The organism is Buttiauxella sp. S19-1 (assembly GCF_022134725.1).
Classification (GTDB): domain Bacteria; phylum Pseudomonadota; class Gammaproteobacteria; order Enterobacterales; family Enterobacteriaceae; genus Buttiauxella; species Buttiauxella ferragutiae.
Window position 1 is genome coordinate 1 of sequence record NZ_JAHWLU010000120.1, and the last position, 14,517, is coordinate 14,517.

Sequence of the window (14,517 nt, forward strand, 5' to 3'; positions counted from 1 at the left end):
CGGGTTGATATCAGTTTTAAATTCAACGTATTCAAAACCTGTCTGTTCATCCCGGCGATTATTGTCGGTGGGCATCTCGCTGGCGCATTGGGCGTGACGTTTGGCTTCCTGTTTGTGCAGGTGGTGAACACCGTTCTGAGCTATTTCGTGATGATTAAGCCAGTGCTCGGTTCCAGTTATCGCCAGTACATTCAGAGCATCTGGCTGCCGTTTTATCTCTCTATTCCAACCGTTGTGGTCAGCGCTGCTTTGGGCATCGTCCTTAAAGGGCATCTTTCGCTCGGCCTGCTGGTCGGCGTGCAAATTGCAGCCGGTGTCCTGGCCTTTATCGTGATGCTGGCAGCCTCCCGTAATGCGCTGGTGGTAGAGATGAAGCGCCAGTTTATTCGCATTCACCCTCACCCTAACCCTCTCCCTTAGGGAGAGGGGATCTGCCGGACTCCTCCCTCTCCTGGGGGAGAGGGCTGGGGTGAGGGCGCCCATTTGAAAAAGAGGTCTATATGAAGTTATTGATTCTTGGCAACCACACTTGCGGCAACCGCGGTGACAGCGCCATTCTGCGCGGATTGATTGATGCCATCACCACGATTGATGACAGCGTGCAGGTCGATGTCATGAGCCGTTATCCAGTGAGTTCGGCCTGGCTATTGGGTCGCCCGGTGTTGGGTGACGGTCTGTATAAGCAGATGAAACAACATAACAACGCGGTCGGGCTGATGGGGCGCGTGAAAAAAGTCCTGCGCCGTAAGTACCAGCACCAGGTGTTGATGGCGAAAGCCACTGACAACGGGCGCTTGCGTAATATCTCTATCCCACAAGGGTTTATCGATTTCGTTAAGTCGCTGCAAAAGTATGACGCGATTATTCAGGTCGGTGGTTCGTTCTTTGTCGATTTGTATGGCGTTTCGCAGTTTGAACACGCGCTGTGCAGTTTTATGGCGAAAAAGCCGGTCTACATGATTGGTCACAGCGTTGGACCATTCCAGGACCCGCAATTTAACCACCTGGCGAGCTATGTTTTCGGCCATGCCGAGGCGCTGATTTTACGCGAAACCGTCAGCCTGGATTTGATGAACCAAAGTAACATCGATAGCAGCAAAGTGGAGCAGGGCGTCGATACCGCCTGGTTGGTTGATCATCACAATGACAGTTTTGTGCCGAGCTACGCGGTGCAGCACTGGCTCAATACCATCAAACGCAAGAAAACGGTCGCCATTACGCTGCGTGAACTTGCACCTTTTGACAAACGTCTTGGCACCACGCAGCAAGCCTATGAGCAGGCATTTGCCTCGGTGGTGAATCGCGTGATTGACCAGGGTTATCAGGTACTGGCGCTCTCGACTTGTACCGGTATCGACAGTTACAACAAGGATGATCGCATGGTGGCGCTTAACCTGCGGCAGTATGTGAACTCTCCCGAGCAATATCACGTCGTCATGGATGAGCTTAATGACCTGGAAATGGGCAAGATTCTCGGTGAATGTGAGCTGACAGTTGGCACGCGCCTGCATTCCGCCATTATTTCGATGAACTTCGGCACCCCAGCGATTGCCATCAACTATGAACACAAATCCGCAGGCATTATGAAGCAGCTTGGCATGCCGGAAATGGCGATCGAAATCCGCCAGTTGCTGAATGGTTCTTTACAGAGCGTGGTGGCGGATGTGTTAGGGCAATTGCCGGCAATCAATGAACGCCTCGCGCATGCCGTGCGTGCCGAACGTGAGGATGGCCTGCGCATGGTGGAGTCAGTTCTGGCGCGCGTGAAGGGGGCAAAATGAAAGTCGGCTTCTTCTTGCTCAAATTTCCGGTGGCATCCGAGACTTTCGTGCTTAACCAAATCGTCGCGTTCATTGATATGGGCTATGAAGTGGAAATCGTCGCCATTCAAAAGGGCGATTTGACCCATACCCATTCGGCTTTCAAAGAGTACCAGCTCGCCGAGAAAACCACCTGGCTGATGGACGAGCCTGCGGGCAAGGCCGCAAAACTGCAATCCCGCGTGTTGAATACTTTGCGCGGTTCGCTGCGTCCACGCACCTGGCGTGCGCTCAATGCAAAACGCTACGGCGAGGAAGCACGCAATCTGATTCTCTCCTCGATTTGTGGCCGTAACCCACAATCTGTGCAGGCTGACGTCTTTATTGCCCACTTCGGCCCGGCGGGTGTGACAGCGGCAAAACTACGTGAACTTGGCTTGCTGAAAGGCAAAATCGCCACGGTTTTCCACGGTATCGACATTTCTGGTCGTGAGGCTTTGGCGCATTACACCCCTGAATATCAAAAACTCTTTACCCGTGGCGACTTGATGTTGCCAATCAGCAATTTGTGGGCAGGGCGTTTGCAAAAAATGGGCTGCCCGGCCAACAAAATTAGCGTGTCACGCATGGGCGTGGATATGGAGCGCTTCTCGCAGCGTCGAGTGAAAGCTCCCGCTAAAACGCTGGAGATTATCTCGGTGGCACGGCTGACCGAGAAGAAAGGACTGCATGTGGCGATTGACGCCTGCTTGTTGCTAAAAGAGCGCGGCGTGAACTTTCGTTACAACATTCTTGGTATCGGCCCCTGGGAAACGCGCCTGCGCACGCTTATCGAACAGTATCAGCTCGACGATGTGGTGTTTATGCCTGGCTTTAAGCCGAATCACGAAGTGAAAGCGATGCTCGATGAAGCCGACTTATTCTTGCTGCCGTCGGTCACGGGTGAAGACGGCGATATGGAAGGGATCCCTGTCGCGCTGATGGAAGCGATGGCGGTCGGGATCCCGGTGCTTTCTACCGTACACAGCGGTATCCCGGAGTTGATTGATTCGGGGCGTTCTGGCTGGCTGGTGCCAGAAAACGATGCGGGAGCGCTGGCAGATAGCTTGCAGGACTTCGGCAGTATCGATGAAAGCGAGCTAAAACCGATGTTGAATTTGGCTCGTAACAAAGTTGAAACAGAGTTCAATCAAAAAGTTATCTATCAGAACTTAGCTCGCCAGTTACAGATGTTAAGTATGTAATGAGGACGTATGCGTAAACAGTCTAAAACTCCCCACACTTCCTTCTCTTCCTCACGCCGCCAGTTACTCAAAGCCAGTTCCGTGCTGGCCGCGGTGCCATTCATCTTGCCACGTAGCGTGTTCGCGGCAGCGGGCAACAGCGCAATCAGCGTGCAAAAATTCTATAGCGGCGACTGGATTGCCGCCTTCAAACAAGCTTTTACTACGGCTGATACTGTCAGCGTTCCCGCCGATATAGTCTGCGATAACATCAACACTGCGATTTTTATGCCGGAAGGGAAAACCTTGCGGGTTGCGGGTGGTTTGAAGGGCAACGGCAAAGGGCGTTTTGTGCTGCAAGACGGCTGCCAGATTTTGGGCGAGAAGGGCGGGCGGTTTAACAATATCACCCTTGATGTGCGGGGTTCAGACTGCACCATCAAAGGCATTGATATGAGCGGCTTTGTGCCAGTGACGCAAATCTACATCGGCGGCAAAGACCAGCGCACCATGCGCAACCTGGTGATTGATAACATTACGGTACACGATGCGAACTACGCCATTTTGCGGCAGGGTTTCCACAATCGCATGGAAAACGTCAAGATCACCAATGGCCATTTTAGTCGATTGCAGGGTGACGCCATCGAATGGAACGTGGCAATCAACGACCACAATTTGCTTATCTCCGACCATGTAATTGAAAACATTGATTGCACCAATGGGAAGATCAACTGGGGGATTGGCATTGGTCTGGCGGGCAGCACCTACGACAACGAATATCCGGAAGATCAGGCGGTGAAAAACTTTGTTGTCGCCAATATTACGGGTAGCAACTGCCGCCAGCTAGTCCACGTTGAGAACGGTAAACACTTCGTTATTCGCAATATTAAAGCTCGAAATATCAATCATAATTTTAGTAAGAATGCAGGCATCGATAACGCGACAGTGGCTATTTATGGCTGTGATAATTTCGTTATTGATAACGTCGATATGGTCAACAGCGCGGGATTTCTGATTGGTTACGGGGTAATTAAAGGTAACTACTTGTCTATTCCGCAAAATTTTAAACTAAATGATATTACGCTTGATAATACGGACATGCGGCTTAAAAGTAGGGGCATCCAAATTTCGTCAGGCAATGCGACATCTTTCGTAGCGATTACCAATGTGGCGATGAAACGCGCAACGCTTGAACTGCATAACAAACCGCAACACTTGTTTCTGAGAAACATCGATGTGATGCAGTATTCTGAAGCCGGTCCAGCGTTGAAGCTAAACTTCGATTTGCGTAAAGACGTGCGTGGCCGTTTTATGGCCAAAGAGGATACGTTGCTGTCGCTTGCCAATGTGCGTGCGGTGAACGAGAAGGGCAGTAGTTCGGTGGATATCGACCGGGTAGATCACCAACACGTGAACACTGATGGGTTGAATTTTTCGTTGCCAACGGTGAATAAGTAGATTGTCAAATCAGATTGCGATTTATCCGAGCTTTTGAAAGGCTTAAATCAAGACTTTGGTTTTGCGTACTTTCTTGAGAGCGTTAAGATGAAGGTCTATTTTTTGGGGATCAATTCATGCTGGCATCAGCGCACGAAAAGACTATAATCCCCGAACCATTTTGAGGTGGGTTTGAATATGATTAATTTGAAAGCAGTTATTCCGGTAGCAGGCTTGGGTATGCATATGTTGCCTGCAACAAAAGCGATTCCAAAAGAGATGCTACCGATAGTCGATAAGCCGATGATTCAATATATCGTCGATGAAATTGTGGCTGCCGGTATCAAAGAAATCGTGCTGGTGACGCATTCCTCAAAGAATGCTGTGGAAAACCATTTCGACACCTCATACGAACTTGAAGCTCTGCTTGAGCAGCGTGTTAAACGCCAGTTGCTCGCGGAAGTTCAATCTATCTGCCCACCGGGCGTGACCATAATGAACGTGCGTCAGGCTCAACCGTTGGGTCTTGGTCACTCCATTCTGTGTGCTCAACCTATCATCGGTGATAACCCATTTGTTGTTGTATTACCTGACGTTATCCTCGATGGCGCCAGCGCTGACCCATTGCGTTATAATTTAGCAGCAATTATCGAGCGTTTCAGAGAAACGGGGCGTAGCCAGGTTCTGGCAAAACGTATGCCGAACGTAGATTTGTCTGAGTACTCGATGATCACCACTGAAGAACCTCTGAGCAACGACGGGCAGATTGGTCGCATTGTTGATTTCGTGGAAAAACCTGACCAGCCACAGACTCTGGATTCCGATCTTGCAGCGGTAGGGCGTTATGTTTTATCTGCAGATATCTGGCCTGAACTCGAGAAAACCGAACCGGGTGCCTGGGGCCGTATCCAGCTTACCGACGCCATTGCGGCACTGAGCAAAAAACAAGCAGTGGAAGCTGCGTTGATGACCGGCGAAAGCTACGACTGTGGCAAGAAAATGGGTTATATGCAGGCATTTGTGCAGTATGGTCTGCGTAACCATAAAGAAGGCCAGAAGTTCAGGGATAGCATTCAGAAATTGTTAGCTCGTTGATTGCTTTGTAATCAATGAAGATAGGTGTCTGATGAAAAGAATGGCAGTCAAAAGTGGCGGTGCGGTTACAATTTTGTAACTTTACTGCGGCTGACTGCCTTTTTTTTTGGGTAAAATCGGGTATAACAATTGCCGCTGCGTATTCGAATATTCATCATCCTGAATATCCGAATGTGTTGCAAAATGTAGGTCGCTACCTGGCGAAACGGGTAGTACGAGAAGAAGTTCAGTCCACTGGTAGCTGTTGAGCCAGGGGCGGTAGCATGCCTGGGGCTAAATTTTACTCATACCATCTTTAGCTGCATTAAGAATAAACGCCCGATATTTTTTATCGAAGTAAATTATTACAAGATCATAGAGAGACTTTCCCGTGAAAATTCTTGTTACTGGTGGTGCCGGATTTATTGGCTCTGCGGTCGTTCGTCATATTATAAATAAGACTCAAGACAGCGTCGTTAACGTCGATAAATTAACCTATGCAGGTAATTTAGAATCATTAGCTGAAGTATCGACTAATGATCGCTACGCATTTGTTCAGGCTGATATTTGTGACAGAAATACTCTGGACAAAATTTTTGCCGAACACCAGCCGGATTCGGTAATGCATTTGGCTGCTGAAAGCCATGTTGATCGCTCTATCACTGGTCCTGCTGAATTTATCGAAACCAATATTGTTGGCACTTATACGTTGTTAGAAGCTGCTCGCGCATACTGGTCAAAAATGAGTGATGCTCGCAAAGTCAATTTCCGTTTCCATCATATTTCTACCGATGAAGTTTATGGTGATTTACCGCACCCGGATGAATGCACGTCTGGAGCAGAACTGCCGTTATTTACCGAAATAACCTCTTATGCGCCAAGCAGTCCTTATTCTGCTTCTAAAGCATCCAGCGATCATTTAGTTCGTGCCTGGCAGCGTACCTATGGTTTGCCTTGCATCGTAACAAACTGCTCAAATAACTACGGCCCATATCACTTCCCGGAAAAACTCATTCCGTTGGTAATCCTGAACGCCCTCGAAGGCAAAAACTTACCTGTCTACGGCAAAGGCGATCAGATCCGTGATTGGCTGTATGTCGAAGATCATGCGCGTGCGTTGTACACGGTTGTGACTCAAGGTGTGCTTGGCGAGACTTATAATATCGGTGGGCACAATGAGAAGAAAAACCTCGATGTGGTACTGACTATTTGTGACCTGCTCGATGAAATGGTTCCTAAAAACACTTCATACCGTGAACAAATTACCTATGTTGCGGACCGTCCAGGCCATGACCGCCGTTATGCGATTGATGCCAGCAAAATCAGCCACGATTTGAACTGGAAACCACAAGAGACCTTCGAAAGTGGGATTCGTAAAACGGTTGACTGGTATTTAACTAATCAGCAATGGGTCGAAAATATTAAAAGTGGCGCGTATAAATCCTGGATTGAACAGAATTACGGTGAGCGAAAATGAATATTTTATTATTTGGTAAAACAGGGCAGGTAGGTTGGGAATTACAGCGTTCACTGGCACCACTCGGGAATATAATCGCAGTCGATGTTCATTCCACTGATTATTGCGGTGATTTTAGCAATCCAGAGGGTGTTGCAGAAACGGTTCGTCGCGTGAAACCGGATGTTATTGTCAATGCCGCAGCGCATACCGCAGTTGATAAAGCCGAAAGTGAACGTGATTTCGCCCAATTGTTGAATGCCACAAGTGTTGAAGCCATCGCAAAAGAAGCAGAAAAAATTAATGCCTGGCTGATTCATTATTCAACGGACTATGTTTTCCCTGGCGATGGCGACAAACCCTGGATGGAGACCGATGTAACCGCACCGTTAAACACCTACGGTGAAACAAAACTCGCGGGTGAAATTGCCGTACAACAGAATTGCACTAAACACTTAATTTTCCGTACCAGTTGGGTATTTGCTGGAAAAGGTAATAACTTCGCAAAAACCATGTTGCGACTGGCTAAAGATCGTGAAGAGCTTTCTATTATTAACGATCAATTTGGTGCACCGACTGGTGCTGAATTGCTGGCTGATTGTACAGCCCATGCTATAAAAACGGCTATGGCTAAGCCTGATGTTGCGGGTCTATATCACCTGGTGGCTTCTGGTACGACAACCTGGTTTGATTATGCGAATCTGGTATTTGCAGAAGCAAAAGCAGCGGGTCTGGAATTAGCTATCAACAAAACGAGTCCGGTTCCTACAAGCGCATACCCTACACCTGCGCAACGTCCTCACAATTCACGTCTGGACACTACCAAATTCCAAAAAACCTTTGGTTTAACACTACCGTCCTGGGATTCAGGCGTTAAACGTATGCTAGCGGAAATCTTTGCTGCTTCGAATACGCAATAAATAAAATTAATTAGTTGCCTGAGAGCTAGCTGCTTCATTAAACGGAATATTAAAAATGACTTCACGTAAAGGTATTATTCTTGCTGGTGGTTCTGGAACCCGTTTGTATCCAGTAACCATGGCGGTGAGTAAACAACTGCTGCCTATTTATGACAAACCAATGATTTACTACCCACTCAGTACACTGATGCTGGCGGGTATTCGCGATATTTTGATTATTAGCACTCCTCAGGATACTCCGCGCTTTGAGCAGTTGCTTGGTGATGGTTCCCAGTGGGGGCTAAATCTGCAATATAAAGTTCAGGAAAGTCCTGATGGTTTGGCGCAAGCCTTTATCATCGGTGAAGAATTTATTGGAAATGACAATTGCGCATTAGTACTTGGCGATAACATTTTCTACGGACATGATCTCCAGAAACAACTTGAAAATGCCGTTGCCAAAGAGTCAGGTGCTACGGTATTTGCTTATCATGTTCATGATCCAGAACGTTACGGAGTGGTTGAATTTGATAAAGAAGGTAAGGCAATTTCTCTTGAAGAAAAGCCCCTTGAGCCAAAAAGCAATTATGCAGTAACGGGACTTTATTTCTACGATAATAGCGTTGTAGAAATGGCGAAAAGCCTGAAGCCTTCTCCTCGTGGTGAATTAGAAATTACGGATATTAACCGGATCTACATGGAGCAGGGACGTATGTCCGTGGCGATGATGGGTCGTGGGTATGCCTGGCTGGATACTGGAACACATCAGAGTTTAATTGAAGCGAGTAACTTTATTCAGACCATTGAACTGCGTCAGGGCCTGAAAGTCTCTTGTCCTGAAGAGATTGCTTTCCGTAAAGGTTTTATTGATGCAGAACAAGTTAAAAAATTAGCGGAACCATTATCAAAAAATGACTATGGTAAGTACCTGCTGAAAATGGTTAAAGGTCATTAATATGAATGTCATTAAAACAGCAATCCCAGAAGTAATGATCTTTGAACCGAAAGTCTTTGGTGACGATCGAGGTTTCTTTTTCGAGAGTTTTAGCAAAAAAATATTTGAAGAAGCCATTGGCCGCCAGATTGAGTTTGTACAGGATAACCACTCAAAATCGCGTAAAGGTGTTCTACGGGGTCTGCACTTTCAAAAAGGTGATCACGCACAAGGTAAATTAGTGCGATGTACAGCTGGTGAAGTATTTGATGTCGCTGTTGATATTCGCAAAGGCTCGCCAACTTTTAGTCATTGGGTTGGTGTTCATTTGTCGGCAGAAAATAAGCGACAGCTATGGATCCCTGAAGGATTTGCTCATGGTTTTTTGACAATAAGTGAGACTGCCGAGTTTCTTTACAAAGCGACAAATTATTACGCACCGTCAGCTGAAGGTAGCATCCAATGGAATGACGAAACGATTGGCATTGAATGGCCATTGTCAGGTGTTCCAGAATTGTCTGCAAAGGATGCTATCGCCCCATCCCTTAATTCCATCTCTCTACCCGAGTAACAATTGTGTCGCATATCATCAAAATTTTTCCTTCAAGCATCGAATTTAGCGGGAAGGATGACGAATCAATTCTCGACTCTGCGCTTAGCGCCGGTATTCATCTTGAGCACAGCTGTAAGAATGGCGACTGCGGCGTTTGTGAGTCTGAGTTGTTAGCCGGCAGTGCTGTCGATGCAGAAGGTAAGTTATATGGTGAAGGGGATCGTATACTCACCTGCAACTGTAAGCCGAGAAGCAGTCTTGAGTTGCATGCACATTATTTCCCTGAGTTAGCAGGGCAGGTGAAACGAGTGGTGCCATGTAAAGTCAGTTCAGCAATGATGGCATCCCATGATGTATTGAAATTAATTTTACGCACACCGCCAACTTCGAAAACAGGCTTTCTACCTGGTCAATATATTAACTTGCAATTTAAGGGTGTGACGCGCAGTTATTCGATTGCCAATGCAAATGAAAATGATGGCATTGAATTACATATCCGCAATGTTCCAAATGGCCAAATGAGCAGCCTGCTATTTGATGCTCTTCAAGAAAATACGCTTATGCGTCTTGAAGGGCCTTGTGGGACTTTCTTTATCAGATCAAGTGAAAGACCTATTATTTTCCTTGCAGGTGGCACCGGATTTGCACCCGTAAAGGCTATGGTTGAACAATTGCTTGCGGATAAATCAAAACGCGAAATCTATATCTACTGGGGTATGCCAACAGCAAAAGATTTTTATTCGGATTTGCCATCAGAATGGAGTAGTACATTTGATAATGTGCATTTCATTCCTGTTGTTTCAAGTAATGATGATTCATGGGTCGGACGTAAAGGCTTTGTTCATCACGCAATAATGGAAGATTTTAACAGTCTTGAGTCCTTCGATATTTATGCTTGTGGATCGCCTTTGATGATCGATGCAAGTAAAAAGGACTTTATTGCAAATAATCTATCTGTAGATAATTTCTATTCCGATGCTTTCACAGCATCTAAGTAAAATAGAGGGTTAGACATGAAAGCGGTGATTTTGGCAGGTGGGCTTGGGACTCGTCTAAGCGAAGAAACAGTTTTAAAACCAAAACCGATGGTTGAAATCGGTGGTAAACCTATTCTGTGGCATATTATGAAAATGTATTCCTCTCATGGAATTCGTGATTTCATTATTTGTTGTGGATATAAGGGATATGTCATTAAAGAGTATTTCGCAAACTATTTCTTGCATATGTCAGATGTGACTTTCCACATGGCAGAAAACCGCATGGAAGTACATCATAAACGTGTTGAACCATGGAATGTCACCCTGGTTGATACCGGTGATGCTTCCATGACAGGTGGCCGTTTGAAACGTGTGGCTGAATATGTCAAAAACGACGAAGCCTTCCTTTTCACCTATGGTGATGGTGTGGCAGATGTCGATATTTCCGCAACAATTGAATTCCATCGTGCGCATGGTAAGAAAGCTACATTGACTGCTACATATCCACCAGGCCGCTTTGGTGCACTGGATATCCGTAATCGCCAGGTTCACTCCTTCAAGGAAAAACCAAAGGGTGATGGCGCAATGATCAATGGTGGTTTCTTTGTTCTTCACCCATCAGTCATCGACTTAATCGATAATGATGCCTCTACTTGGGAACAAGAACCGCTGATGAAGCTTGCCGAGCAAGGTGAATTGATGGCCTACGAGCATACCGGTTTCTGGCAGCCAATGGATACGCTACGCGACAAAATCCACCTTGAAGAGCTTTGGGAAAAGGGCAATGCCCCCTGGAAGCGCTGGGAGTAATTGAATGATCGATAAGAATTTTTGGCAGGGTAAGCGAGTATTTATTACCGGCCATACTGGGTTTAAAGGAAGCTGGTTATCGCTTTGGCTAGCGGAGATGGGTGCTGAATTAAAAGGCTACTCGCTGCAAGCACCTACAGAACCGAGTCTGTTCGAAATGGCAAAAATTGCCGATGTCATGGAGTCTGAGATTGGTGATATCAGAGACTTCGAACAACTTCGCAATTCAATGCAGGCATTTAAGCCAGAAATTGTTTTTCATATGGCGGCACAGCCGTTGGTTCGTTTGTCCTATGATGAGCCAATTGAAACCTACTCGACTAATGTGATGGGTACAGTCCATTTGCTTGAAGCTGTTAAGCAGACGGGCGGAGTGAAGGCTGTAGTAAACATCACCAGCGATAAATGTTATGAAAATCGTGAATGGGTGTGGGGTTACCGTGAGCATGAAGCTATGGGTGGATATGATCCCTACTCCAATAGCAAAGGATGCGCCGAACTCGTTGCTGCCGCATATCGTAGTTCTTTCTTTAATCCAACTCAGTATGCAAAGCATGGTGTCGCACTTGCTTCGGTAAGAGCGGGTAATGTTATTGGTGGCGGTGATTGGGCAAAAGATCGATTGATCCCGGATATCCTCCGTTCGTGCGAAAATCACCAGCCCGTCGTAATTCGTAATCCGCATTCCATTCGCCCATGGCAGCATGTGCTTGAGCCACTTTCTGGCTATATCCTTATTGCTCAGCACCTCTTTAACGATGGTATTGAATTTGCAGAAGGATGGAATTTTGGGCCACGCGAAGATGATGCACAACCTGTTGAGTTTATTGTCGATACAGTAGTGAAACTTTGGGGTGAAGACGCAAGCTGGCAACTTGACGGTAAAGACCACCCACATGAAGCCCATTATCTGAAATTAGATTGCTCGAAGGCGCGCATGCGTTTAGGCTGGCAACCCCGCTGGGGGCTGGTGGAAACATTGGGTCGCATCGTCGAATGGCATAAAGCGTGGAGAAACGGCGAAGATATGCTGGCTTGCACAAAACGCGAAATTCATGACTACATGACAACCTCTTCTTTAAGTTAAGTTTATTAGTAACAGGAACCAGAGCAATGACAGTAAATAACCTGCGTGAACAAATATCCCAACTCGTTGCCCAGTACGCTGATGAAGCATTGAGTCCTAAACCTTTTGTTGCAGGTGCCAGCGTCGTACCGCCATCAGGTAAAGTTATTGGCGCGAAAGAATTGCAGCTGATGGTTGAGGCTTCATTAGATGGTTGGTTAACAACCGGTCGCTTCAATGACGCATTTGAAAAGAAACTGGGTGAATTCATTGGTGTTCCACATGTATTGACCACTACATCTGGTTCGTCAGCCAACTTGTTGGCATTAACTGCACTGACTTCGCCAAAATTAGGCGATAGAGCCCTTAAGCCTGGCGATGAAGTTATTACCGTTGCTGCTGGTTTCCCAACTACGGTGAACCCTGCTATTCAAAACGGTTTGATTCCAGTATTTGTTGATGTTGATATCCCAACTTACAACATTGATGCTTCGCTGATTGAAGCCGCTGTCACCGATAAATCTAAAGCAATTATGATTGCCCACACTTTGGGTAACGCATTTAATCTAACAGAAGTGCGCCGTATTGCTGATAAATACAATTTATGGTTGATTGAAGACTGCTGCGACGCATTGGGTACAACCTACGATGGTCAAATGGTGGGGACTTTCGGTGATATCGGAACAGTAAGCTTCTATCCTGCACACCATATTACTATGGGTGAAGGTGGTGCGGTATTTACTAAATCAGGTGAACTGAAAAAACTTATTGAGTCATTCCGTGACTGGGGCCGAGATTGCTACTGCGCACCAGGTTGCGATAATACTTGTGGCAAACGTTTTGAACAGAAATTAGGATCATTACCACACGGTTATGATCACAAATATACCTATTCTCATCTTGGCTATAACCTTAAAATTACTGACATGCAGGCAGCTTGTGGTCTTGCACAGTTAGAGCGTGTTGAAGAATTCGTTCAAAAACGTAAAGAGAATTTCGCCTACCTGAAGCAGGGTTTACAGTCTTGCGTAGAATTCCTGGAACTGCCTGAAGCAACCGAGAAATCTGAACCATCATGGTTTGGTTTCCCTATCACACTAAAAGAAACTAGTGGTGTGAACCGTGTTGATTTAGTTAAGTTTCTTGACGACGCCAAAATCGGTACCCGCTTATTGTTTGCTGGTAATCTGACCCGCCAGCCATATTTCGAAAATGTGAAATATCGTGTAGTTGGTGAGTTAACTAATACCGACCGTATTATGAATCAAACTTTCTGGATTGGTATTTATCCGGGCCTGACAACTGAACATTTAGATTATGTTGTCAGCAAGTTCGAAGAGTTCTTTGGTTTGAATTTCTAATTACATATACTAAGGATAAGAGAGTGGAAACTCTCTTATTTATTTAAATGAAAATTACAGAATTACAGATACCAGGTTGTTTTTTGATTGAATCACCAAAGTTTGGTGATGCAAGAGGAAGTTTCGTAAAAACATATCATGAAGCGATTTTTAGTGAACTTGGTATTGATATGAAAATTGCCGAAGAATTTTATTCCTTTTCAAAGAAAGATGTAATTAGAGGAATGCATTTTCAGTTACCACCAAGTGATCATGATAAATTAGTTTATTGTGCAAACGGCTCTGTATTAGATGTCTTTTTAGATATTCGGAAAGACTCTAAAACATTTGGACAATATCTCGCAATTGAACTATCTGCGATGAATGCCAGGAGTTTATTCTTGCCAAGTGGTATAGCACATGGTTTTTTATCTCTGGAAGATAATAGTTTAATGGTATACAAGACCAGTACTGTTCACAACCCAATCAAAGATGCTGGTATTTCGTGGGACAGTTTTGGTTTTGAATGGCCAGTGGAATCCCCCATAATTTCTGATAGGGATTTAAAACATACCTCATTTGTCAACTTTAATACCCCATTTTGAGAAATAGAATGAAATTATTACTGACAGGTACAACAGGATATATTGGCAAAAAAACAGCTGAATTCCTAGTTAAGTCTGGTCACGAAGTTCACTCTTTGATTAGAAAACTTCCTGATAGTACTAATATGTCAAAAGAAAATATTCAATATCATCTCATCACACAATCTTCAATCAAGGATATTGTCTGTAATGTGAAGCCTGACATAGTAATTCATATAGCGTCAAAATTTCTTGCGGCGCATGACTATGATGATGTTGAAGATTTAATATCTAGTAATATTACATTCCCTACACAATTGCTGGATGCTATGTGTTTGGCAGGGGTTGAAAACTTTATTAATACGGGGACATCCTGGCAACATTACAATTCTGCGACATATAGC

14 protein-coding genes and 1 pseudogene are annotated in these 14,517 nt (G+C 45.5%); all 15 read left to right on the forward strand.

Annotation, left to right across the window (positions count from 1 at the left end; genetic code table 11):
* Positions 1-420: pseudogene (locus tag MES37_RS20135) on the forward strand (colanic acid exporter); the annotation flags it as partial.
* Positions 421-500: 80 nt separating this feature from the next.
* On the forward strand, positions 501-1,781 hold the full coding sequence (gene wcaK, locus MES37_RS20140; protein WP_237932503.1) for a colanic acid biosynthesis pyruvyl transferase WcaK: 1,281 nt from the start codon (positions 501-503) through the stop codon (positions 1,779-1,781).
* Positions 1,778-3,004, forward strand: coding sequence for a colanic acid biosynthesis glycosyltransferase WcaL (gene wcaL / locus MES37_RS20145; RefSeq protein WP_237932504.1), 1,227 nt, complete (start codon positions 1,778-1,780; stop codon positions 3,002-3,004). Before wcaK ends, wcaL begins: the two co-directional genes overlap by 4 nt.
* A 9-nt stretch (positions 3,005-3,013) precedes the next feature.
* Positions 3,014-4,441, forward strand: a complete 1,428-nt coding sequence (wcaM, locus tag MES37_RS20150; protein ID WP_237932505.1) for a colanic acid biosynthesis protein WcaM — start codon at positions 3,014-3,016, stop codon at positions 4,439-4,441.
* 177 nt (positions 4,442-4,618) lie between these two features.
* On the forward strand, positions 4,619-5,515 hold the full coding sequence (galF, locus tag MES37_RS20155; protein WP_237932506.1) for a UTP--glucose-1-phosphate uridylyltransferase GalF: 897 nt from the start codon (positions 4,619-4,621) through the stop codon (positions 5,513-5,515).
* Between the two features lie 370 nt (positions 5,516-5,885).
* Positions 5,886-6,971 carry a dTDP-glucose 4,6-dehydratase gene (gene rfbB / locus MES37_RS20160; protein WP_237932508.1) on the forward strand — a complete coding sequence of 362 codons (1,086 nt, stop codon included), beginning with the start codon at positions 5,886-5,888 and terminating at the stop codon, positions 6,969-6,971.
* The gene (rfbD, locus tag MES37_RS20165; protein WP_237932509.1) at positions 6,968-7,870 is read left to right on the forward strand and encodes a dTDP-4-dehydrorhamnose reductase; all 903 of its coding nucleotides are present in this window, start codon (positions 6,968-6,970) and stop codon (positions 7,868-7,870) included. Before rfbB ends, rfbD begins: the two co-directional genes overlap by 4 nt.
* A gap of 55 nt (positions 7,871-7,925) precedes the next feature.
* On the forward strand, positions 7,926-8,804 hold the full coding sequence (gene rfbA, locus MES37_RS20170; protein ID WP_121815312.1) for a glucose-1-phosphate thymidylyltransferase RfbA: 879 nt from the start codon (positions 7,926-7,928) through the stop codon (positions 8,802-8,804).
* 1 nt (position 8,805) lies between these two features.
* Positions 8,806-9,354 carry a dTDP-4-dehydrorhamnose 3,5-epimerase gene (gene rfbC, locus MES37_RS20175; RefSeq protein ID WP_237932510.1) on the forward strand — a complete coding sequence of 183 codons (549 nt, stop codon included), beginning with the start codon at positions 8,806-8,808 and terminating at the stop codon, positions 9,352-9,354.
* A 5-nt stretch (positions 9,355-9,359) separates the two neighbouring features.
* The gene (locus MES37_RS24880) at positions 9,360-10,334 is read left to right on the forward strand and encodes an FAD-binding oxidoreductase (protein WP_237932511.1); all 975 of its coding nucleotides are present in this window, start codon (positions 9,360-9,362) and stop codon (positions 10,332-10,334) included.
* 15 nt (positions 10,335-10,349) lie between these two features.
* Positions 10,350-11,123, forward strand: coding sequence for a glucose-1-phosphate cytidylyltransferase (gene rfbF / locus MES37_RS20185; protein ID WP_237932512.1), 774 nt, complete (start codon positions 10,350-10,352; stop codon positions 11,121-11,123).
* A gap of 4 nt (positions 11,124-11,127) precedes the next feature.
* Positions 11,128-12,210 carry a CDP-glucose 4,6-dehydratase gene (gene rfbG / locus MES37_RS20190; protein ID WP_237932513.1) on the forward strand — a complete coding sequence of 361 codons (1,083 nt, stop codon included), beginning with the start codon at positions 11,128-11,130 and terminating at the stop codon, positions 12,208-12,210.
* Positions 12,211-12,236: 26 nt separating this feature from the next.
* A complete protein-coding gene (gene rfbH / locus MES37_RS20195) occupies positions 12,237-13,550 on the forward strand; it encodes a lipopolysaccharide biosynthesis protein RfbH (protein WP_237932514.1) in 1,314 nt (437 codons plus the stop codon).
* Positions 13,551-13,597: 47 nt separating this feature from the next.
* On the forward strand, positions 13,598-14,134 hold the full coding sequence (rfbC, locus tag MES37_RS20200; protein WP_273694895.1) for a dTDP-4-dehydrorhamnose 3,5-epimerase: 537 nt from the start codon (positions 13,598-13,600) through the stop codon (positions 14,132-14,134).
* Between the two features lie 8 nt (positions 14,135-14,142).
* The coding region (locus MES37_RS20205) for an NAD-dependent epimerase/dehydratase family protein (RefSeq protein ID WP_237932516.1) at positions 14,143-14,517 on the forward strand (375 nt) is incomplete at its 3' end.

Bases quoted from the DNA above. Each gene is read 5' to 3' on its own strand.
- wcaK (WP_237932503.1), top strand. From the start codon at position 501: ATGAAGTTATTGATTCTTGGCAACCACACTTGCGGCAACCGCGGTGAC.
- wcaL (WP_237932504.1), top strand. From the start codon at position 1,778: ATGAAAGTCGGCTTCTTCTTGCTCAAATTTCCGGTGGCATCCGAGACT.
- wcaM (WP_237932505.1), top strand. From the start codon at position 3,014: ATGCGTAAACAGTCTAAAACTCCCCACACTTCCTTCTCTTCCTCACGC.
- galF (WP_237932506.1), top strand. From the start codon at position 4,619: ATGATTAATTTGAAAGCAGTTATTCCGGTAGCAGGCTTGGGTATGCAT.
- rfbD (WP_237932509.1), top strand. From the start codon at position 6,968: ATGAATATTTTATTATTTGGTAAAACAGGGCAGGTAGGTTGGGAATTA.
- rfbA (WP_121815312.1), top strand. From the start codon at position 7,926: ATGACTTCACGTAAAGGTATTATTCTTGCTGGTGGTTCTGGAACCCGT.
- rfbC (WP_237932510.1), top strand. From the start codon at position 8,806: ATGAATGTCATTAAAACAGCAATCCCAGAAGTAATGATCTTTGAACCG.
- rfbF (WP_237932512.1), top strand. From the start codon at position 10,350: ATGAAAGCGGTGATTTTGGCAGGTGGGCTTGGGACTCGTCTAAGCGAA.
- rfbG (WP_237932513.1), top strand. From the start codon at position 11,128: ATGATCGATAAGAATTTTTGGCAGGGTAAGCGAGTATTTATTACCGGC.
- rfbH (WP_237932514.1), top strand. From the start codon at position 12,237: ATGACAGTAAATAACCTGCGTGAACAAATATCCCAACTCGTTGCCCAG.
- rfbC (WP_273694895.1), top strand. From the start codon at position 13,598: ATGAAAATTACAGAATTACAGATACCAGGTTGTTTTTTGATTGAATCA.